This is a genomic window from Kribbella sp. NPDC050470 (genome assembly GCF_044458365.1).
Lineage (GTDB): Bacteria > Actinomycetota > Actinomycetes > Propionibacteriales > Kribbellaceae > Kribbella.
The window spans coordinates 729,620-746,143 of the sequence record NZ_JBITHV010000001.1; the positions used below are offsets into that span (position 1 = coordinate 729,620).

Sequence of the window (16,524 nt, forward strand, 5' to 3'; positions counted from 1 at the left end):
GCTTGCTCAGGCGATGTGTACGGCGACGACGCCGCGGACGGAGTCGGCGACGGCCCTGGCTTGGCGGCGGTCGTGGTCGGTCGCGGGGCCGGTGACCTTGACGACTCCGCCGTCGACTTCCGCGTGCCAGCTGGGATTCCGCTGGCTCAGGGCCTGGTTGACGTCGGCGCTGATCCGGTCCTCGCGGGTCGCCAGGAGGTGGATGATGTCGCTTCGGCTGACCACGCCGACCACCCTGCCCGCCTCCTCGACCGGCAGGCTCTTCACCATCGTCGATCGCATCAGGTCGATCGCGTCGTCCAGCTCGTCGTCGGGGTGCACGCTCATCACCAGGTGGGCCATCACATCGACGACCCGGCGCCGCCGGCTGGCGGCCGACACCGTGATCGGAGCAGACGGCAACCGGTCGGACAGCAGCAACGCGTCCTGCATCAGGTCGGCCTCGCTCAGCAGACCGATCAGTGCGCCGTTGCGGTCGACCACCGGCACTGAGGTGATCTTGTTCTGGTCCAGCAGCCGCAAGGCTTCGCTGACCGGTGTCTCGCTCAGCACCGTGACCGCAGGTGTGGTCATCAGGTCCCTGATCAGCATTGTTCTCACCTTCTCCTTCGCTTACCTCCATTGCAGGCCGACTGCGCGGTGCCGGTCAGAGCCGAAGGTCCTCACCGCCGGGGGACCAGCAGGCGACCGGCTGCCGGCCCGTCCGCTACCGGCGTGAGGACGCTCAAAGGACGACCAAGGTCCTGGTTCTGCTGTGCGTTTCGCCCCTGGCCGGACCCCGTTGACGACGGTCATCGTCATGCGTGACGGCACGAGCCTGAGCGGAGGCAGCCGACATGACGGTGGGACTGGGCGAGCAGGAGCGCGACGAGCTGCTTCGGGCAGCGGTCGCGGCTCCGTCCCTGCACAACTCCCAGCCGTGGAAGTTCCGCTTCCGGGCCTGGGTGGTGGAGGTCCACCGGGACCGGGCGCGCGAGCAGCCGGCGGAGGACCCGGATGGCCGGATGCTGTTCCTCGCCCTGGGCGCGGCGATCTTCAACCTCCGGGTGGCCGCCGCCCGGCAGGGCCTGACGGCCGTGGTCCGCAGCGTGATCGACCGGCATCGCCCGGACCTGGTCGCCGAGCTCGACCTCTCTCCGGGCGGTCCGGACGTCGAGCAGCTGGGGCCGCTCGCGCCGTACGTCGTGCGGCGCCGGACCAACCGGGAGCCGTACGACGAGCGGCGGCTCCCGGGCGACGTGCGCACACTGCTGGAGTTCAGCGCGCGGCTCGAGGGTGCCGAGCTGGACTGGCTGAACCAGCCCGCGCGGCTGAAGTGGTTGCGACTGGCCACAAAGGTGGAAAGCTCCGCCGACGCCACCAGGAGGATGCTGGCGACGTTCGAGCACGACCCACAGCTCGCGGTGCTGTCCACCCGGTACGACGGCCCCGACGAGTGGCTGCGAGCGGGTCAGGCGATGCAGCGGATTCTGCTCGAGGCGACCGGTCGCGGTGTCTCGACCTCGGTCCTGAACCAGGCGATCGAGCACGAGGTGCTCCGCTGGCTCATCAACGACCCGCTGGGTACCTGGCGGCGGCCCCAGGCGGTGATCAGTCTCGGCTACGGCCCGCCGACCCCGCCGGTTCCGCGCCGGCCGATCAGCGACGTCCTGCTGGACTGAGCTTCGCGCTGCGCCACGGGCGGCCAGGGACCTTCGGCACTGCCGCTGGTGACTCCGGCCCCTGCCGGACGCGCGGCGCCGACGCCACGATCGAGGTGATTCCCGACCGAAAGGAAGCGATCATGACCGCCAGTTTCGCTCGGCGCACGCCGTGGGTGCGGTGATCGGCATGAACAGCGCGATCTATGTCGGGGTGGACCACTCGTGGCGCGACACCGGTGCGTTCGAGTGGGCTCTGCAGGAGGCGAACCTCCGGCGCGAGCCCCTCCGAGCGATCCACGTCTTCGACGAACGGTTGCGGCCGACGTCGTACTGGGAGCCGGCTGTGGTCGACGCGCAGACGACGGAGCTGATCGAAGACGTCCGGCGCGAGCTGAAGTCCAGAGGTGGCGACCTGGACGTCGACGCGGACCTGACGGCCGGGTCGCCGGCCAAGCGGTTGGCCGAGGCCGGGGCGGACGGCTCGATGATCGTCGTCGGCCGCCGGGGGATGGGTACGTTCCAGCGCCTCCTGGTCGGTTCGACCTCCGAGGCACTGGTCCATGCGGCGACGGTTCCGGTGGTGGTCGTGCCCGCCGACTGGAAGACGCAGGAGCGGACCGGTCCAGTCGTGGTCGCCATCGGCAAGGCAGACGAGCAGCACGCCGCGATCGAGTTCGCGGCGACGGCGGCTGTCGAGCGGCACATTCCGCTGCGGATGGTGCACGCCTGGGACCTGCCGAACATCTACAGCTCGGACGCGGCGGTGGTCGCCCGGATCGAGGACGAATGGGCTGACGGCGCCCGGCGGGTGGTGAACGCTGCCGCCGACCACTGGCGGCGGCTGTATCCCGACCTCGCGATCGAGACCGTGGCCGTTCGCGGGCATCCGGTCGGCCGCGTCGTCGCTGCGGCCGAACAGTCTCACGCACCGCTGCTGGTGGTGGGTGGTCACCGCCGGCACCGGATGTCACCGATGCTGCTGGGATCGGTCGCACGCGGTGTTCTTCACCACGCGAGCTGCCCGGTGGCGGTGGTTCACGACTCCTGATCCGCTGGAGAAGAGCGTTGAGGGGCGCGCATCTCCAGCCGAAGGTGCCGTGCGGCCGTGACCTCAACGGCCGCACGGCACCGACTCCTGTCTCGGGACGATCGGAGTCGGCTGCGGGCCCGGACAGAGCGGGACCTAGGGCCCCCGCGGCGGGGCCGGCCGCGGGTCCTGGGGCCTGGCGAGTTGGGGCCCGATGACTGTGTCCTGCGTCACTCCCTGAGCGGAAGACTCGGTCTCATGATCGACCGACGGGAGAGGGCGATGAACAGCATCGAGCAGGACGCAACCGACAGGGCGCAGCACCCGGCCATCGTGGTTCGTGAGCTGTCGGTGCACGGAGTCGAGCTCGACGAGCTACGGGTTCGCCGCGGCGAGATCGTCGCCCTGCTGGGCGCCAACGGCACCGGCAAGAGCACGGTGAGCCGGGTGCTGGTCGGTGCGACAACGGCCGCCGGGACCACCCGAGTGCTGGGCCTGGACCCTGTGGACGATCACGCTGAGCTGAAGTGCCGGATCGGCTTCCTGATCCAGGACCTGGAGACGATGGGCTCGCTGAGCTCGCGCGACGTGCTCGACATCTGTGCCGCCGTGCGGGGCTGCTCGGCGTCGTACGCCGTGGAGCTGGCCGAACGGATCGGCCTGGACCTGGACCGCCCGATGGGCCAGTTGTGCCGGGGACAATTGCGCAGGCTGGGCGTCGTACAAGCGCTGATGCACCGTCCGGAAGTGGTCGTGCTGGACGACCCTACTGCCGAGCTCGACGCGCCCGGCCGGCTGGCGCTGGGGAAGCTGCTGCGCGAGGCAGCGGCCTGGGGCGCGGCGGTCCTGATCACTGTGACCACTGCGGCCGAGGCCGCGGAGTACGCCGACCGCACCACGACCTTCGCCCGCCGGTCCACCCCCGCCCCCGCTTCGGAGCCGACCGCTGACTGTGGTGCTTCGCCCTCGCAGAGCACAGACCGAGTGACTCATGTCCGGTACGGCGTCGCGATGCACCGAAGCGCCACGACGTTCGCGTGCTGGAGCCCTCCGTCCTGCTGCCGACAGTCGCAGTCCACTGATCCGGCCCTGCCTTGGCGGGCCGTCCAAGGAGTTGATCATGAAGCGAATCCGGGTGGTGCTGGTTGGGTTCTCCGTCGTCGTCGGGGCCGCCGTCGGCTACGGACTGTACCGGAGGTTCCGCGCGCCGGCGCGGGACGCGAGCGCCTGGGCGATGTTCGGCGAGGCAACCACGAAGGTCCTGTCCGGCCGGCTGACCAGAGCCGATGCCACGGCGGTGTTCGGCGCGTCCACTCTCGATCTGCGGGACGCCGAGATCGACATCGAGGCGGATCTCGACGCCGTCGCGATCTTCGGTGGGATCGAGGTCCTGCTGCCGGCCCGGTGGCGGTTGGCGTTGTCCGGTAGGTCGGTCTTCGGCGGCGTCGAGGACCTGAGCGGATCAGTGGACCCCCTGCCGGCCGACGCCGCTCGCCTGAACCTCCACGCGGTCGCGGTCTTCGGCGGCGTGACGGTGGCGAACGAACCGGGTGTGGCCGCCCGCCGGAAGGCTGCGGCCAGGAGCCGGGGCGCCGGACCCGAGTTCGTCGCAGCGTCCTCTGCCTGATCATGCGGGGGTCGTTCGCGGCGCGAACGCGGACCTTCGGCCCTGCTTGCCGGATGCCTGCGGGCGGACGGTGAAGGTGCGGGAAGGAGGTGAGGTTGATGAAGCTGAAGGCGAGAGATCTTGTGGCGACGCTGCTGGTCGTCGCTATCGGCATCCCGTACGTCGGTTACCTGATCGACGGCGACATGCCGTTCGTGGAGGATGCCCGTGGTATGGCCGCGGTTGGGCTGCTGCTGGGCGTCCTGGCGTTCGGGGTGCTGCTGAGCGGCACCAAGCAGGATCGGCTCGGCAAGATCGAGATCGGGATCGCGGCGGTGTCCATCGGACTGGGCGTCGTCGCACTGGCCCTTGCGGAGACCGCCGCGGCGGAGGTGCTGCTGGCGATCTTCATGGGGTCGATCCTGGTCGTTCTGGCCATTGAGCTGATCGACCACGCCGGCTGGTTGGACCGCGCCGGCCACCCGGTCTGATCCAGCCGTGCCCCGCAACGGCCGGTGCGACGCGACGCCGCCGCACCGGCCGGACCCCGTGGGAACCGGAGGTGTCATGGCTGCGCACCTCGAAGGGCAGACATCCTCGCGGGACCGCGTCTCGCTCGAGGACTGGACATCTACGCGCCGGCCGTACCTCGACAATCTCAAGGTCGCACTGATCACCGCGATCATCGTCATCCACGCGGTGCTCGGTTACTCGACCCTGGAGGCGTGGACCTACACGGAGCTGCGGGAGGTCACCCTCGCGCCGGTGACCGAGATCGTGCTGCTCGTGCTGTTGAGTCCGTTCGCGTTCTTCCTGATCGCGCTCCTGTTCCTGGTTGCCGGACTCCTCACGGCGCCGTCGCTCGAGCGCAAGGGGACGGCACGATTCGTCCGCGACAGGTTGCTGCGCCTGGGAGTGCCCTTCGGGCTGTACGTCCTCCTCGTGCAGCCCGCACTCGCCTATGCACTGCGCCACCCGCTGGGTAGTGCACCGGGATCGTTCTGGGCGGAGTACCTGGCCGCCGGCCGACTCGACACCGGGCCGCTGTGGTTCGTCGGCGTACTCCTGATCTTCTCCCTCGGGTACGCCGGCTGGGCCGGCCGGCGCCGTGGCCATGGCCATGGTCAGGGCCACCGTCGCATCACCCTGCGCACGTTGCTGCTGGCAACTGGTGTCGTGGCGCCGGCCTCCTTCGCGATCAGGCTGATCTATCCCTACGGCTCGGAGAGCGGCGTCACGGACCTGAATTTCTGGGAGTGGCCGGTCTGCATCACCGCCTTCGCCGTCGGTGTTGCCGCCTCGGGTCAGGGGTGGTTGACCGCGGTTCCGGAACAGCTTGCCGGCCGATGCCGGACGCTGACCCTGGCGGGCGTGGTGGCGATGGCGGCGCTGCTGGCGACAGTCTCCGCCGGTCGGCCTGTCGACGAGGTCCTGGGCGGTTGGCACTGGCCTGCCGCGGTGTTCGCTGTCGTCGACGCCGTACTGACTGTCTTCGGGTCGGTCTGGCTGCTCAGCGTGGCGCAACACCGGCTGAATCGCCCGTATCGCTGGGGTCAGCGTCTGAGCCGCAGCGCCTACGGCGCCTTCATGCTCCAGACACTCTTCCTGCTGGGACTGGCACTCGCGCTGCGCCCGCTCGACCTGCCCGCCGAGGCCAAGGCGCTGATTGTCGCCCTCGGCGCCGTGACCGGCTCGTACCTGGCGGCCTGGTTCCTGATCAGCCGAGCTCCCGGCGTCGCCAAGGTACTGTGAGGCCGGCGGCAGGCGAGCGACGGTCGGCGGTTCGGTCTATCGGTTTGGCTGCGGGGTGCGGAACTCGTGGACCATCGCGGGTACGGCGAAGCAGAGCGCCGGCACGGACCACAGCCAGAAACCCCAGCCGAACAGCATCAGCGCGACGTGGAAGACGACCACGGCGACGTAGCCGATGCGCCGCGAGCGAACAAGGAGTACGGCGACGAGGAGCTCACCGGTGCCCAGCAGCAGCGCCCACAGGGTCGGTGAGGCCAGGAAGACGTTCTGCCAGGCGTCGTACACCCAGCCGAACAGTGCCTCGTCGGCGAACGGCTCGTAGGACTCGGGGCTGAACAGCGCGAGCCCGATGTGGACGAACGCGCCCACGCCGAACAACGCGAGGAAGCCCCAGTAGATCGCTCGCCAAGCCATCGCGGCGTTGGTCTCTTCGGTCTGCGGAGTTGTTGCCATCACGATCAGCCTCCCAGTTTCACCGTCATCCGATCGTGGGCCGGCCTGCAGGTCCCAATGTCCCGAAGACCGGGACATTGGTCCCTGCTCGGCCTGTGTCCACGCGGTCATGCTGGACACGCACGAGTCGCCTGAGGAGGTATGTGATGGCCGAACAAGGTCCGTTGCCCCGGGCCACCGCCTTCGGGCGGGTCGCGCGCTGTGTCGCGTCCACCGTCGTGCTGCTGGCGCGACGGCGAGTCCACCTGCCGCACGAGAACCTCGATCGGCGGCTGACCTTCGCCGACGGATCGCATGGCCGGGTCTACCGCGAGACGGTGGTCGAGCGGCCGGTTGCCGATCCGTGCGTCCTCGTGGTCACGTTCCGGCTGCGAGGCGTGCGCGGCTGGGGACACACCGCGTTCCGGTGGGAGTCCTGGTTGAACACTCCGCTGTTCGTCGGCTTCGACGGATTCGTCTCCAAGCTGTGGCTGGCCCACGACGAGTCCGGGGCGTACCGCGGTCTCTACGAATGGGACGGCCCGGACCGAGCGGAAGCCTATGCCCGCGCGCTGTGGCGGATTCTCGAGCTCGTCTCCGTGAAGGGCTCGATCCACTACAAGGTGGTCCCGGGCCTGCGACGAGACGAACTGTTCGCCGACCCCGGCGTCCTGACTGCGGTCGAGCCGACTGACCAGGAACCCTGGTGGCAGGTGGCCGCCACGACCTGACCAAGGATCCCGCCGGATCCGCGGGTCGGTTGCGGTGACAGACGGGACCTTGGGCCCTGGGAACACCCACCGGAACGCGGTGACGATCGTGCTAGGCCGGCCACTCGAACAACCGGATGGGGGGATGGCTGTGAGCGTCATGCTGGACCGCTTGCGTCGCTTTCGTCCCGTCGGCACACCGGGCGGTGCGGGGCCGGTCGGCGTCCCTGCGGACGACCCCTCCGGCGTGCCCGCCGAACTCGTCGCCGTCTTCGCCGCTCTCGACGAGGTGATCATCGAGTGCCAGGAGATCCGCACCCGCGCCGCGCAGCAGGCGGCTGACATCGCCGGGGGCGCGGAGCGTGACGCGGCCAGGTCGATTGCGGACGCCCGAACCCGGGCAGCGGGTGAGCGAGCCGACGCGGCTGCGGCTGTTCGGGCCCGAGGGGACGCCGCAGTGGACCAGACGCTCGCGGCGGCGTCGGCGGAAGCGGATCTGGTCTCCAGACAAGGGCTGCAGCGCATGGACGGCGTGGTGGCCCTGGTCGTCGACCGGATCCTGGCCGATGCGGACGCTGCTGGAGCCGGCTGATGAGCGCGGGCTGGGTCGCCGCCACCGTCCGGGCGAAGGCGATGGCACGTCGGCGGATCGGAGCCGGCGCCGCCCGGCGCATCGCGCTGGCGCCCAGCTTCGCCGATGCCCTCGGCCTGCTCGACGGCACGGCGTACGCCCGGGCGGCCGCTCCCGGCACGTCGTTGCCGGACGCCGAGTGGCTGATCACGGCCGCGGAGTTGTGGCAACTGCGGGTCCTGTCGGGCTGGTTGCCCAGGTCGGCGGTCGGTCTGGCGCGGGCGCTGGGCGGCCGGTACGAGTGCGCGAACATCGAGGTCCATGCACGAGCTCTCGCCGAGCCCGGCCGGCCGCAGCGGTACTACGAGCTCGGCAGCCTCGCGTTGTCCTGGCCGAGAATCGCGGCAACGACATCGGCAATCGAGCTCGGTTCGGCGCTCGGAGCTTCGCCGTGGGGTGACCCCGGTGACGGTTCGCTGCAGGCGCTGCACGACATGCTCACCCTGAGGTGGTTGCGGATGGTCGCGGCGGAGGCTCCGGCAGCCCTCGAATGGGCGACCGGTGCTGCGGCCCTGGTGGTCGCCAAGCAGTTGCTTGTGGCAACGACTGGTCCGGTCGAGTGGCTGGTTCGATCCGCGGCGCCGCTGCTTGGGCCGGACTGGACGCAGGCTCGATCGGTGTCCGCTCTGCGCGCAGCGTTGCCGGTCGCTGGACGCTGGGCTCTGGACGGAGTCGACTCCCCGGTGAGCCTGTGGCGGGCGGAGACCGGTCTGGCGCTTCGGATCGAGTCGGACGGCTTCCGCCTGTTACGGCGCGGGACGCCTGGCGTGGACCCGTTCCTGGGGGCTGTGGCTGTCCTCGCGGTCGATGGCTGGCGGGCACGTGTCGCTCTCGGCGACGCGGCGTACGGCGGCGGCCCGGGGGAGGTGCTCGATGTCCTGGCGTGACGCCGTACGGCCGGTCCGGATGCAGCGGGTCGCGCTGGTCGTACCGGTCGACCAGCTTCGCGAACTGCTGGAGCAGGTCAGTTCGTCCGGACTGGTCGAGCTGGACCCGGTCCGGTCCGAGGTCGATCTCGCGGTCGTCGGGAATCGGCAGCCGGACTGGTCGGCCCGCGAACTGGAACTGCGCCGGCGCACCGCGCAAGCGGTCGAACACGGTCCTGTGACGGCCATGCTGGGCTGGACACCGGCGGCGGCGTTGCCGGACCTGACGGATGCGGTCGTCGCAGTCGGCGGGGCCGCCGTACCGCTGCCACCCCCGCCCGGCGTCCAGCCACCGACGCTGTTGCGGCAGAAGGGCACGGGCCGGTCGTTCGAGCTGATCGTGCAGACCTACACCACGGTCCCGTACGCCGACGTCGACCCGTCGCTGGTCGCCGGGATCGCGTACGTGGCGATGTTCGGCATGATGTTCGGTGACGTCGGCCACGGTCTGCTCCTGCTGCTCGGCGCGCTGCTCGTCCGGAGCGGCCGTGTCGCGCGGCTCGCGAAGCTCCGGCCGGCCTGGCCGTTCCTCGCCGGCGCCGGCGCCACGAGCGTGGTCTTCGGTTTCCTGTACGGCGAGATGTTCGGACCGACCGGTCTGGTGCCAGTCGTGTGGTTGTCGCCGGTGGATGACGTGACCACCCTCCTGTTGACCGCGCTCGGAGTCGGGGCCGCGTTGCTCGGCGGCGCGTACGGACTGGGCATCGTGAACCGGTTCCGCGAGGGCGGCTGGGGATACGCCCTCTACGCGCGCACCGGAGTTGCGGGCAGCATGCTGTTCGTCGCATTGGCCGGCACTGTCGGCGGAGTCTACTTCGGCAACGACGGACTGCTGATCGCCGCAGTCCTGCTGGCGATCGCCGGCCTGGTGCTCACCTTCGCCGGACTGCTGGCCGCGTCCGGTGGCGGCGCGGCCGGTGTGCTGCAGGCAACGGTCGAACTGTTCGACGTGGTCGTCCGGCTCGGCTCCAACGTCGTCTCCTTCGCCCGGCTGGCCGCCTTCGGCCTGACGCATGCCGCGCTCGGTGGGATCGTCTGGCTGGGCGCGGTCGCCTTGTGGGACAGCGGGTCGGCGTCCGGCCGGCTGGGTGCAGGACTGGTCCTGGTCGTGGGTACCGCCGTCGCGTTCACGCTGGAGGCGCTGGTGGCAGGCATTCAGGCCCTTCGTCTGGAGTACTACGAGTTGTTCTCCCGGGTCTTCGAGGCGGACGGGCGGCCCTTCCGTCCGTGGCGGCTGCCCGCGGAGGAACTGGAGGTGACATCGTGAGGGACTTCCTTCGCCGCCATCCATGGTCGGCCGTTCTGCTGACTGTGGCGAACATCGTGCTGCTCACCGTCGCAGTGGTCCTGCTGATCGCGATCGTGACCGCGGACTGGGGGTTCGCCGCAGGCGCTCCTGAAGTGGCTGGCGCGCCGCGGGCCGCAGCGCAGACGGCCAACGGATCCGCGCTGCTCGGCGCCGCGATCGCTGTGGCCGGGTCGGCGATCGGCGCCGGCGTCGCGGTCGCCTACACCGGTGCCGCCGCACTGGCCGCGATGAGCGAACGTCCGGAGCTGTTCGGTCGCGCGATGGTGGTGGTCGGGCTCGCCGAAGGGATCGCGATCTACGGCTTGATCGTCGCCATCATTCTGGTAGGCGAGGCGCGATGACACAGATCGCTGTCCTCGGAGAGCCGATTCGAACGTCGGGCTACGGGCTGGTGGGTGTGCGGTTGCTCACGGCTACTACACCGGCGGAGGTGCGTCGGCAGTGGCACGAGCTGCCCGCCGACGTGGGCGTCGTGCTGCTCACCCCGGCGGCGGCCGAAGCGCTCGGTCCGCGATCGCTGACGTCGGCGTCCGTGCTGACTGTGGTGCTGCCGCCATGAGCCGACCGCTGCCCCCGACCGCCGACGCCGCGCTGGATCCGGTCCGCGGCGCGTTGCGGGCCGCGGCGCGCGCGGATGCAGCCGCGGTCCTGCGAGGTGCTGAGGACCGCCGGGACGCAATGCTCGCGTCTGCACGACGCACGGCGGACGAACTCGTCGCTGACGCCCGTCTGGAGGGTGAGGCTGAGGCCACTGCCGTCCTCACGGCGCGGATAGCGAACAGCCGGCGGGACGCGCGCCGTACCGTCCTGGCGGCGCAGCGGGAGCTGTACGTCGAGCTCCGGCGCCGTTGCCGGGTTGCCGCGGTGGCGCTGGTGGGGAGCCCGGACTACGAACGCGTCCGCAAGAGCCTGGTAGCCCAGGCCGAGGAACTGCTGGGCCCGGAAGCCACGGTGACCGACAGCCCGGACGGCGGCGTGCTGGCGTCGGCGGGGAGCCGGAGGCTGGACCTCAGTCTGCCCGCCATGGCCGAACGCGTCGTCGATCGATCGGGTGCGGAGGTGGCCGCGCTGTGGACACGATGACGTCGTCCGAGGGCCGCATCGGCCGGATCAACGGTCCGCTGGTCGAGGCGACCGATGTGGCGGGCGCGTCGATGTACGAAGTGGTCGAGTTGGGTGCGCGCCGGATCCCGGCCGAGGTGGTCGCGATCGACGGCACGGCCGTCACGCTGCAGGCGTTCGAGTACACCGGCGGCCTCACGGTCGGCGACCCGGTCCGTCGTACCGGTGGTCCGCTGTCGGCGCGGCTCGGGCCCGGCCTCCTCGGGCAGGTCTTCGACGGACTGCTGCGGCCGTTGTCGGCGGCACCGACCTGGCTGTCCCCTCAGCTGCTGTCTCCGGACGTGGCGTCGGCGGTCCGGTGGCATTTCGTGCCCCGTGCTGTCAGCGGTGAGCAGGTCGAACCAGGGGTGGTGCTCGGTGTGGTGACCGGCGCCGGTGCGGTAGAGCATCGGGTCCTGGTTCCGCCGGGCGTGCGCGGTCGGCTGAGATTCCTCGCCGGTGCGGGCAAGGTGTCGGCGGGGGAGGCGGTCGCCCGGGTGGGCGAGGTTGAGGTCGGCCTGTTCGAGCTGTGGCCGATCCGCCGACCGCGGCCGTACCGGTACCGGGAGGAGACGTTCGTGCCGTTGCACACGGGACAGCGCATCCTGGACCTGCTGTTCCCGATCGGTGCCGGCTCGAGCACCGCCGTACCGGGTGGATTCGGCACCGGCAAGACAGTCCTGCTGCAGCAGTTGGCGAAGTGGTGCGACGCCGACGTCATTGTGTACGTCGGGTGCGGGGAGCGCGGCAACGAGATGGCCGATGTCCTCGGCGAACTGGCCGAGCTCGCGGACCCGCGCACCGGTGGGCGGATGATCGATCGCACCGTCATCCTGGCGAACACCTCGAACATGCCGATGATGGCGCGCGAGGCGAGTGTGTTCACCGCGATCACGGTGGCCGAGTACTTCCGGGACATGGGGTACGACGCGGTGGTCGTTGCCGACTCGACGTCGCGGTGGGCGGAGGCGTTGCGGGAGTTCGCCAGCCGGACCGGAGCGCTGCCCGCGGAGGAGGGCTACCCGGCCGACCTGTCCTCGGCGCTCGCCGCCTTCTACGAGCGGTCCGGAAGGGTCCGTACCGACGGCGGCCGGACGGCGTCGGTCACCGTGGTCGGCGCCGTGTCGCCGCCTGGGGGCGACCTGACGGAGCCGGTCACGACCGCGACCGCACGGTTCGTCCGGGGCGTATGGAGTCTGGATCGTGATCTCGCCTACGCGCGGCACTACCCGGCGGTCAGCTGGTCCGCGTCGTACTCCCATGACGTCAGCGCCGCCGGGGTGTGGCACGCCGCAAACGACAACGCGGGCTGGGCCTCGCGACGTGCGCGGGCGATGACACTGCTCGCCGAGGCCGCGCGGCTGACCGAGCTCGCCGAGATCGTCGGCACCAGGACGTTGCCGGGCCGGGAACGCGTGACGATCCTCGGTGGCCGGCTGCTCCGCGACGCGGTGCTGGCGCAGAGTGCACTGAGCCCGGTCGACGCCAGTTGCTCCGTCGAGCGCGGCGCCCGGCTGCTGCAACTGGTTCTGGACGTCGTCGAGCGCTGCCTGACCCTGGTCGACCGCGGTGTGACCGCGACCGAGCTCGAGGAGTTCGACTTCGGTCCGCTGGTCAGGGCGCGGGAGGAAGCCCCTGCACCAGAGGATCTGACCGATCGCCGGACAGCGGTCATGCAGGCGTTGGAGGCGCTGCCATGAGCGAGCGAGGACCCCGATGAACAGGGGTGTGGAGTACGGCGCGGTGGAGTCGCTGCGCGGGTCCCTGCTGGTCGTGCGCGAGGTGCGTGGCGTCGGCTGGGACGAGTCCGCCGTGGTCCGGCTCGACGACGGCTCCGAGCGCCATGGCGTCGTCCTCGAGGTGGCCGGCGATCTCGCCGTGCTGCAGGTGCTCGAAGGCACCGGCGGCGTGCGTCCGGGTGGGGTCCGGGTCGAGTTCACCGGCAGCCCGTTCCGGATTCCGCTGGGTCGTGGCTGGCTCGGCCGGGTCTGCGACGGTCGCGGGGAGCCGTTGGACGGCGGCCCGCCGGTTCTCGGGCCGGTATCGGCTGCGGTCAACGGGTGGCCACTCAACCCGGTCCACCGGGAACCACCACGGGAGCCGGTGCTGACCGGGGTGTCCGGGATCGACGCGCTGACCACAGTGGTCCGTGGCCAGAAGCTGCCGATCTTCTCGGTGCCGGGTCTGCCGCACCTGCTGCTCGCCACGCAGATCGCGGCGCAGGCCACCGCGTCCGGTGACCCGTTCCTGGTGGTCTTCGCGGCGATGGGTCTGCCGCACGCCGACATCGACTTCGTCCGGGCAGCACTCGAGGCGCGCGCTGCCGAGGGGGAGTTGGTGATGTTGCTCAACACCGCCGACGACCCGGTGATCGAGCGACTGCTGACGCCACGGATCGCGCTGACCGTTGCCGAGCATCTCGCGTTCGACGAGGGCATCCATGTGCTCGTGGTGATGTCCGACATGACCAGCTACTGCGACGCGGTCCGGGAGGTGGCGGCGGCGCGGCGGGAGATTCCGGCGCGGCGTGCGTACCCGGGCTACCTCTACAGCGATCTCGCGTCCCTGTACGAGCGGTGCGGCCGGGTCCGCGGGCGTCCGGGGTCGGTGACGATCATGCCCGTGCTCACGATGCCCGCCGGCGACCTCACCCATCCGGTCCCGGACCTGACCGGGTACATCACCGAGGGACAGATCGTGCTGGCCGAGGACCTGCACGCGCGCGGTCTCTATCCTCCGCTCGACGTTCTCGGCTCGCTCTCGCGTCTGATGCGCAGTGGCGCCGGTCCTGGCCGGACTCGGGACGACCATCTGCACATTGCCGCACAGGCCATTGCGGCGCTGGCGCGGGCCCGGCAGGCGACCGACTTGGCCGACCTGATCGGTGCGGGTGCGCTCAGCGAGACCGACCGTTCCTACCTGACCTTTGCCACCGCGCTGGAGGACTCCCTGCTGCGGCAGCGCGCCGACGAAGCACGCGGCTTCGACGACACCCTGGATCGGCTGTGGCAGGCGGTGTCGGTGTTGCCGAGGCGTGAGCTCACGATGGTGTCGGACGCCTTGGCCGCCGAGCATCTCCCGAGGGCCGCCCGATGACCGGGCCGGCCACCGGACGTGCCGCACGGCTGGCGTTGACGGCCCGACTGACCACGGCGCAGCGGGCGGTCGCCTTGCTGGACCGCAAGCAGCGTGCGCTTGCCGCGGAGGGCGAACGGCTCGAGCTGGTCGCCGTACGGGCTGCCGAGGCGTTCGACGAGCAGGCCCGGGCAGCGTCGGGCTGGCTGCGGCGTGCTACGGCGCTGGACGGGACCCGCGCCATCAACAAATCGACGCCGAGGGCAACCACCGAGGTCGGGATCGGGTACGAGGTCACGATGGGCGTCCGGCATCCGACTCGGACCGACGTCCGGTTCGGGCCGCAGGCCGAGCCGGCCGGGAGCTCGGCCTTGGCCTACACGGCGCAGGCGCATCGTGCCGCCCTGGTCGCCGCGGTCCGGCTCGCGGCGGCACAGCGTTCGGTCAGCCTGGTCGCCGCCGAGTTGGCGCTGACTCGCCAGCAGCAGCGGGCGCTCGAGTTGCGATGGATCCCGAAGCTGGAGCTCCGGCTGGCGGAGCTGTCACAACGCCTCGACGAGACCGAGCGCGAGGAGAACGTGCGGCTGCGCTGGGCGGCGAGCCGGACCGGGACGGAGGATCGACGATGAGGCGGATGCTGGTCGTGGTGGACGACTCGGCGGCGTCGCTTCGAGCGGCGCAGCTGGCAACCGAGCTCGCGGCGGCGGTCGGTGCCGACCTCATGCTCGTCGCGGTCGTCGAAGACCATGTGCTCGACGCGAGGCTGCGGGCCGCGGCGATTCCGGAGGCGACCGAGCGGCGGGCTCGAGGCGCGGTCGCAATGCTGTCGCGGGTGGCCGCGCGGGCCGCAGACCTCGGACTCCGGACGGAGACCGAGGTGCTCTCCGGCCGTGGCGCCGAGCAGGTGCTCGCGGTCGCCGCTCGCCGTGGCGCCGAGCTGATCGTGCTGGCCCGCGAACCGCACGGGTCGGTGAACGCCCAGCATCTGCTGGAGTTCACCGACATCCCCGTGCTTCTCGTACCTCCGATCGAATGACCCGGATCCCACCCGGCTCCGTCGTCAGTTCTGCCGAGCCGGTGCCTTCGCGCGGCAGATGTAGCGTTCGACCAGCTGGAAAGGGCCTCCTTCGACTGAGACTTCGTTGCGCCAGATCATCTCGGTGTCGCTGGTCAGGTGCCAGAACATCCGGAGCCGGACCGGCGGCCGCCCGAGCGACTCGAAGGTGAGCAGGTCACCGTCGATTCGCCCACGGAGGACCTCGGCGTGGCCGTTGTTGTCGGCCACAGTGGCGCGGTACTCCTGTGCCTGTGGGTCCCATCCGGCCACCCAGTGCAGCTGCCAGCGGGCCACGAAGGTGCCGTCGGCAAGGAACTGGTCCTGCCAGTAGTCGCCGACGATCCACAGACCGTCCTGGATGAGGTGGTGCACACCCTCCCCGGTCGCGGTCAGTTCCGGGCTGTCAGGACCGAAGACCCCCGGCCTGATCGTCCCGGTCCAGGTGACGTCGCGGTGGAAGCGCGCGAGCGCCGTCAGTGCAGGCCCGGGCTGCAGCGGCCTCGGCAGCTCGTCTGTCCGGGTGTCCATGCTGATCACACCGCCTGCCGGCCTGCCCGCGGCACGGCCAGAACGATCGCGACCACGCCGAGCACGAAGAACGCGCCGGCGCTCACGAGTACGACGATGGACAGCCAGTCGAGCGCCGGTGCGGTGGCGCCGAGGTCCATCCGGACGTCGACTCCGGCGGACGCGTCCGACGACATGACGACGATCGTCCAGCCACCGGTTTCGACCGGCCAGGTGATCGACTGCGTCCCGCTGCCATCGGCTTGCACTCGCCAGATCGACAGCTCGCCCGGCGACGTCGCCGGTGCAGTGCCCCGATGGTCGACGTACTTGTCGCTGTTCGAGCCGTACCACGAGCGGACCGTCGAGTATGCGACTCCTCCGAGGTACTTGTGGACGTCGCTCGACCGGGCGATGCCGACGAACACCGGACTGCCGTCGGCAGCCTCGACGCGCAGCCGTGCGTCACCGAGCAGGCGACGCGGTACGCCGGGAGTTGCATCGATCGTCATGTCCTCGCTGACCAGGGCGTAGCCGTCGGTCCGGATCGACACGGTGTCGGACGTCAGGAAGCCGGCGCCGTCGCGCTGGGTCTGGTCGAACCAGAGCATCGTGCCCCCGACGACCAGCCCGAAGGCGGACATCAACGCCACCACGATGCCGAGGACGAGCGTGATCACCCGTCCTGCGGACCACACCTTCCGTGGATTTGTTGTCGTCGTACTCATGATGGGCCTCCTCTTGTCGG

20 protein-coding genes and 1 pseudogene are annotated in these 16,524 nt (G+C 70.6%); 17 read left to right on the forward strand and 4 right to left on the reverse strand.

Annotated features, from left to right (window positions below):
• Positions 1-6 precede the first annotated feature (6 nt).
• A complete protein-coding gene (locus ACIBGM_RS03415) occupies positions 7-591 on the reverse strand; it encodes a CBS domain-containing protein (protein ID WP_360516966.1) in 585 nt (194 codons plus the stop codon).
• A gap of 245 nt (positions 592-836) precedes the next feature.
• On the opposite strand from ACIBGM_RS03415, the gene ACIBGM_RS03420 reads away from it, so the two are divergent.
• The 6 genes and pseudogenes from ACIBGM_RS03420 (at position 837) to ACIBGM_RS03445 (ending at position 6,028) form a co-directional block, all read left to right on the forward strand.
• The gene (locus ACIBGM_RS03420; protein ID WP_396384352.1) at positions 837-1,661 is read left to right on the forward strand and encodes a hypothetical protein; all 825 of its coding nucleotides are present in this window, start codon (positions 837-839) and stop codon (positions 1,659-1,661) included.
• A 169-nt stretch (positions 1,662-1,830) separates the two neighbouring features.
• Positions 1,831-2,691: a universal stress protein gene (locus tag ACIBGM_RS03425; protein ID WP_396384353.1), complete on the forward strand. Its 861-nt coding sequence runs from the start codon at positions 1,831-1,833 to the stop codon at positions 2,689-2,691.
• A gap of 261 nt (positions 2,692-2,952) precedes the next feature.
• Positions 2,953-3,432 (forward strand): annotated as a pseudogene (locus tag ACIBGM_RS03430) (ATP-binding cassette domain-containing protein); the annotation flags it as partial.
• Positions 3,433-3,790: 358 nt separating this feature from the next.
• Positions 3,791-4,297, forward strand: a complete 507-nt coding sequence (locus tag ACIBGM_RS03435) for a hypothetical protein (RefSeq protein ID WP_396384490.1) — start codon at positions 3,791-3,793, stop codon at positions 4,295-4,297.
• 98 nt (positions 4,298-4,395) lie between these two features.
• The gene (locus ACIBGM_RS03440; RefSeq protein ID WP_360516978.1) at positions 4,396-4,767 is read left to right on the forward strand and encodes a hypothetical protein; all 372 of its coding nucleotides are present in this window, start codon (positions 4,396-4,398) and stop codon (positions 4,765-4,767) included.
• Between the two features lie 76 nt (positions 4,768-4,843).
• Positions 4,844-6,028 carry an acyltransferase gene (locus ACIBGM_RS03445; RefSeq protein ID WP_360516981.1) on the forward strand — a complete coding sequence of 395 codons (1,185 nt, stop codon included), beginning with the start codon at positions 4,844-4,846 and terminating at the stop codon, positions 6,026-6,028.
• Between the two features lie 36 nt (positions 6,029-6,064).
• Here the strand turns inward: ACIBGM_RS03445 and ACIBGM_RS03450 are convergent, their stop codons facing one another.
• Positions 6,065-6,481: a hypothetical protein gene (locus ACIBGM_RS03450; protein WP_396384354.1), complete on the reverse strand. Its 417-nt coding sequence runs from the start codon at positions 6,479-6,481 to the stop codon at positions 6,065-6,067.
• Between the two features lie 146 nt (positions 6,482-6,627).
• Between ACIBGM_RS03450 and ACIBGM_RS03455 the strand changes: the two genes are divergently transcribed.
• The 11 genes from ACIBGM_RS03455 to ACIBGM_RS03505 all read left to right on the forward strand — a co-directional run bounded on the left by ACIBGM_RS03455 (position 6,628) and on the right by ACIBGM_RS03505 (position 15,248).
• Positions 6,628-7,191, forward strand: coding sequence for a hypothetical protein (locus tag ACIBGM_RS03455; protein ID WP_360516987.1), 564 nt, complete (start codon positions 6,628-6,630; stop codon positions 7,189-7,191).
• A gap of 124 nt (positions 7,192-7,315) precedes the next feature.
• Entirely contained in the window at positions 7,316-7,762 is a 447-nt protein-coding gene (locus ACIBGM_RS03460) for a hypothetical protein (protein ID WP_396384355.1), read from the forward strand.
• Entirely contained in the window at positions 7,762-8,688 is a 927-nt protein-coding gene (locus tag ACIBGM_RS03465) for a hypothetical protein (RefSeq protein ID WP_360516993.1), read from the forward strand. The genes ACIBGM_RS03460 and ACIBGM_RS03465 overlap by 1 nt, the downstream gene beginning before the upstream one ends.
• Positions 8,675-9,994, forward strand: a complete 1,320-nt coding sequence (locus ACIBGM_RS03470; RefSeq protein WP_396384356.1) for a V-type ATPase 116kDa subunit family protein — start codon at positions 8,675-8,677, stop codon at positions 9,992-9,994. The genes ACIBGM_RS03465 and ACIBGM_RS03470 overlap by 14 nt, the downstream gene beginning before the upstream one ends.
• Positions 9,991-10,377, forward strand: a complete 387-nt coding sequence (locus ACIBGM_RS03475) for an ATP synthase subunit C (RefSeq protein WP_360516999.1) — start codon at positions 9,991-9,993, stop codon at positions 10,375-10,377. Before ACIBGM_RS03470 ends, ACIBGM_RS03475 begins: the two co-directional genes overlap by 4 nt.
• Entirely contained in the window at positions 10,374-10,595 is a 222-nt protein-coding gene (locus ACIBGM_RS03480; RefSeq protein WP_396384357.1) for a hypothetical protein, read from the forward strand. The genes ACIBGM_RS03475 and ACIBGM_RS03480 overlap by 4 nt, the downstream gene beginning before the upstream one ends.
• Positions 10,592-11,119, forward strand: coding sequence for a hypothetical protein (locus ACIBGM_RS03485; protein ID WP_396384358.1), 528 nt, complete (start codon positions 10,592-10,594; stop codon positions 11,117-11,119). The genes ACIBGM_RS03480 and ACIBGM_RS03485 overlap by 4 nt, the downstream gene beginning before the upstream one ends.
• Entirely contained in the window at positions 11,116-12,837 is a 1,722-nt protein-coding gene (locus tag ACIBGM_RS03490; RefSeq protein ID WP_396384487.1) for a V-type ATP synthase subunit A, read from the forward strand. The genes ACIBGM_RS03485 and ACIBGM_RS03490 overlap by 4 nt, the downstream gene beginning before the upstream one ends.
• A 16-nt stretch (positions 12,838-12,853) precedes the next feature.
• Positions 12,854-14,233, forward strand: coding sequence for a V-type ATP synthase subunit B (locus tag ACIBGM_RS03495; RefSeq protein ID WP_396384359.1), 1,380 nt, complete (start codon positions 12,854-12,856; stop codon positions 14,231-14,233).
• Positions 14,230-14,841: a V-type ATP synthase subunit D gene (locus ACIBGM_RS03500; RefSeq protein ID WP_396384360.1), complete on the forward strand. Its 612-nt coding sequence runs from the start codon at positions 14,230-14,232 to the stop codon at positions 14,839-14,841. Before ACIBGM_RS03495 ends, ACIBGM_RS03500 begins: the two co-directional genes overlap by 4 nt.
• Complete coding sequence (locus ACIBGM_RS03505) at positions 14,838-15,248, forward strand: universal stress protein (protein ID WP_396384361.1); 411 nt, start codon at positions 14,838-14,840, stop codon at positions 15,246-15,248. Before ACIBGM_RS03500 ends, ACIBGM_RS03505 begins: the two co-directional genes overlap by 4 nt.
• 24 nt (positions 15,249-15,272) lie before the next feature.
• On the opposite strand, the gene ACIBGM_RS03510 is transcribed toward ACIBGM_RS03505, so the two are convergent.
• Both ACIBGM_RS03510 and ACIBGM_RS03515 read right to left on the reverse strand, forming a co-directional pair.
• A complete protein-coding gene (locus ACIBGM_RS03510) occupies positions 15,273-15,797 on the reverse strand; it encodes a DUF1579 family protein (RefSeq protein WP_396384362.1) in 525 nt (174 codons plus the stop codon).
• A 5-nt stretch (positions 15,798-15,802) separates the two neighbouring features.
• On the reverse strand, positions 15,803-16,504 hold the full coding sequence (locus tag ACIBGM_RS03515; protein ID WP_396384363.1) for a hypothetical protein: 702 nt from the start codon (positions 16,502-16,504) through the stop codon (positions 15,803-15,805).
• Between the last annotated feature and the right edge of the window lie 20 nt (positions 16,505-16,524).

Excerpts from the sequence above, each read along its gene's own strand:
- ACIBGM_RS03505 (WP_396384361.1), top strand. The coding sequence starts at position 14,838 with ATGAGGCGGATGCTGGTCGTGGTGGACGACTCGGCGGCGTCGCTTCGA.
- ACIBGM_RS03420 (WP_396384352.1), top strand. The coding sequence starts at position 837 with ATGACGGTGGGACTGGGCGAGCAGGAGCGCGACGAGCTGCTTCGGGCA.
- ACIBGM_RS03485 (WP_396384358.1), top strand. The coding sequence starts at position 10,592 with ATGAGCCGACCGCTGCCCCCGACCGCCGACGCCGCGCTGGATCCGGTC.
- ACIBGM_RS03450 (WP_396384354.1), bottom strand. The coding sequence starts at position 6,481 with ATGGCAACAACTCCGCAGACCGAAGAGACCAACGCCGCGATGGCTTGG.
- ACIBGM_RS03510 (WP_396384362.1), bottom strand. The coding sequence starts at position 15,797 with ATGGACACCCGGACAGACGAGCTGCCGAGGCCGCTGCAGCCCGGGCCT.
- ACIBGM_RS03495 (WP_396384359.1), top strand. The coding sequence starts at position 12,854 with ATGAACAGGGGTGTGGAGTACGGCGCGGTGGAGTCGCTGCGCGGGTCC.
- ACIBGM_RS03465 (WP_360516993.1), top strand. The coding sequence starts at position 7,762 with ATGAGCGCGGGCTGGGTCGCCGCCACCGTCCGGGCGAAGGCGATGGCA.
- ACIBGM_RS03500 (WP_396384360.1), top strand. The coding sequence starts at position 14,230 with ATGACCGGGCCGGCCACCGGACGTGCCGCACGGCTGGCGTTGACGGCC.
- ACIBGM_RS03490 (WP_396384487.1), top strand. The coding sequence starts at position 11,116 with ATGACGTCGTCCGAGGGCCGCATCGGCCGGATCAACGGTCCGCTGGTC.
- ACIBGM_RS03425 (WP_396384353.1), top strand. The coding sequence starts at position 1,831 with ATGAACAGCGCGATCTATGTCGGGGTGGACCACTCGTGGCGCGACACC.
- ACIBGM_RS03445 (WP_360516981.1), top strand. The coding sequence starts at position 4,844 with ATGGCTGCGCACCTCGAAGGGCAGACATCCTCGCGGGACCGCGTCTCG.
- ACIBGM_RS03415 (WP_360516966.1), bottom strand. The coding sequence starts at position 591 with ATGCTGATCAGGGACCTGATGACCACACCTGCGGTCACGGTGCTGAGC.
- ACIBGM_RS03515 (WP_396384363.1), bottom strand. The coding sequence starts at position 16,504 with ATGAGTACGACGACAACAAATCCACGGAAGGTGTGGTCCGCAGGACGG.
- ACIBGM_RS03455 (WP_360516987.1), top strand. The coding sequence starts at position 6,628 with ATGGCCGAACAAGGTCCGTTGCCCCGGGCCACCGCCTTCGGGCGGGTC.
- ACIBGM_RS03460 (WP_396384355.1), top strand. The coding sequence starts at position 7,316 with ATGGCTGTGAGCGTCATGCTGGACCGCTTGCGTCGCTTTCGTCCCGTC.
- ACIBGM_RS03470 (WP_396384356.1), top strand. The coding sequence starts at position 8,675 with ATGTCCTGGCGTGACGCCGTACGGCCGGTCCGGATGCAGCGGGTCGCG.
- ACIBGM_RS03480 (WP_396384357.1), top strand. The coding sequence starts at position 10,374 with ATGACACAGATCGCTGTCCTCGGAGAGCCGATTCGAACGTCGGGCTAC.
- ACIBGM_RS03440 (WP_360516978.1), top strand. The coding sequence starts at position 4,396 with ATGAAGCTGAAGGCGAGAGATCTTGTGGCGACGCTGCTGGTCGTCGCT.
- ACIBGM_RS03435 (WP_396384490.1), top strand. The coding sequence starts at position 3,791 with ATGAAGCGAATCCGGGTGGTGCTGGTTGGGTTCTCCGTCGTCGTCGGG.